The sequence below is a fragment of the Halopseudomonas sp. genome, from assembly GCF_041579695.1.
In the GTDB taxonomy this organism is placed as follows: domain Bacteria; phylum Pseudomonadota; class Gammaproteobacteria; order Pseudomonadales; family Pseudomonadaceae; genus Halopseudomonas.
In genome coordinates this window covers 1-2083 of sequence record NZ_JBFGFI010000188.1, presented here as the reverse complement: position 1 = coordinate 2083, position 2083 = coordinate 1, and the positions used below count along the sequence as shown (strand labels likewise).

Annotated in this window: 1 protein-coding gene and 1 pseudogene; both read right to left on the bottom strand. The window is 57.7% G+C overall.

The genetic code is table 11. The features are described from left to right. Positions 1–194: 194 nt before the first annotated feature. The gene (locus tag ABYA88_RS16250) at positions 195–1649 is read right to left on the bottom strand and encodes a DUF3336 domain-containing protein (RefSeq protein WP_373188425.1); all 1455 of its coding nucleotides are present in this window, start codon (positions 1647–1649) and stop codon (positions 195–197) included. 53 nt (positions 1650–1702) lie between these two features. Next, a pseudogene (locus ABYA88_RS16245) lies at positions 1703–2083 on the bottom strand (hypothetical protein); the annotation flags it as partial.

Sequence of the window (2083 nt, the reverse complement as noted above, 5' to 3'; positions counted from 1 at the left end):
TGGCGCCGCGGGTCAACAGCATGTCAGCAAAGAGATCCAGCTCGCGACTTTCCGGTATCGCGATATGACGCCCCGCCAGGGGCTGCGTTTCGACGATGTCGTTCATATCCACTCCGCCTGCAAAAAAACCTATTGTGCGATGCGCCGTGGTTATTTCATACCCTCGCGAGCTGGTGCCAGGTTATTTTCCCCGCCTACTTCTCCCAGCCCCGGCGATGGATAATCTCATCGAGTGTGCGGCTGATCGCCGTGCAATTGCGCACCATCTCGAGTTTCTCCCAAGTGGAACGCTCACCCTCGTAGACCAGCCTGTCCATCGCCTCCCGTGACGGCGCAGCAAGCAGACGGACCGGGTGCTCCCAGCGGTTACGCAGGAAAATATTGATATCGGCGGTGTATTCCTGACGCAACACACCATAAGCCAGGTGCTGCATCAGGTTGATAACCGGCGACTTGATGCGGATATTATCCCTGCCAAACTTCATAGCCTCTGCAGTGGTGCTCTTGATCAGGTTCGCCTGGTAATTGAGGATCGCACGCAGCGCTGTCGGAGACGCATCCGGATCGGGCGTGATTGCCAGCGCAGCCGGATTGGTCATGCTGGAAATGAAGTGGTTGACGCCAAACAGTCGCGCAAGGCGCTTGGCGGGAAGATCGTCGGCGAAGGAGCCATCGATCCATTTCATGTCAGGCAAGTAGGGCACGGTCTCGCCGTGGGCATTACGGCACATGAGTGTAACCGGGGGGTAGATGCCATAAATGGCGCAGGACGCCATCACCGCCGAGCGGATCAATACGTTCGGAGAGGTGATCGAGTTGAGCAGCCGCGGCGCCTGCTGCCGCTCAAGCCCGGTCACCGTGATGTTCAGTTTACGGCCGGTCAGCTCGAAGGCTTCCTGAAAGGTCATATCCGGAATGATCTTGGACAGGTATTGCTTCAGGTTCTCGGCATCCATGTTCGGGCGTGCATTACCGAACAGCGAAAGTGACGGCCGGATGGCTGATGTCTCTTCGATCTCGTGATGCAGACTGTCCAGACTCAGGCGATGCTCAAGCTCATCATCTGCATGAGTACAGGCAGTGGCCGCCAGGATGGAGCCGGCACTGGAACCCGAGATAATTTCCGGCAGCAGGCCCTGGTCAAACAGCGCTTTCAATACACCAGCATGAAAGAACCCGAGGACGGCACCACCACTGAGCATCAGCGCAGACCGACCAAAGCAATGGCTGGCCCGAAGGAAGAAATCCTGCTTTTCTTCCAGCGATATTATGCTGTCATCCACCTCGTCGATATCCCGCAACGCACCGCAGGTTTCCGCGATGAACTCAGTAATCAGATCTTTGGTGCCGAACTTGGCCTTGTTGTACATCGACGGCTTGCCCATGCCGCCGATATTGCCGTGAATTCCCTCATTAAGATCAAACAGCAGGTCATGGTAATCGCGCTCGCTGCGCAACTCGCGCATCCGGCTCAGCCGTTGGCGAATGCCACGATAATCGTAGCTCTCGGAGGCATCGGTCTGCTTCCATTCATCCAGGCCGTTTTCTTCGTCCCAGGCAGCGGCAAGCTCGGCCCACTGCTCATAGGTTTCTGCCTGCTCCATTTCACGCAACAGCCTTTTGCTGCTGGCCTTCTCGAATAACTTCATCGCTACCTCCGGTATGGCTGGCGCCTCTAGCGAAGCGCTCACCGATTGATAATTCAGCTACCATCCTGCTTTCTTTGCTCGGGTTCGGCAGCGATTGATGACGTGGCTGACCTCGTCGCCGCGCCGACACCCCCTGGCACTGCCTCAAGATTTTTTTTCGCTGGTGGCTCGACGGCCGGATCGGGGGTGTGGGCAACAGGCTTGGGCGCCGCCTTCTTCCGCGGAGCAGCCTTGATCTTCGCCGACGCTGCTTTGGCGGTAGACCCTGTACTTGCCTTGGCTTTTGTTTTGGTCGCACTGGCTGGCCCCGGCTGCACCGCCGGCTTCGCTGTTGCTTCTGTTTGCGCCGCCTGCGCCTCTAGTGCCTCCGCCTCTTGCAATTTGGCTTCAACCGCCTCGGTGGCCAGCAGGTATTCCTCGGTAGATGCCTTCAT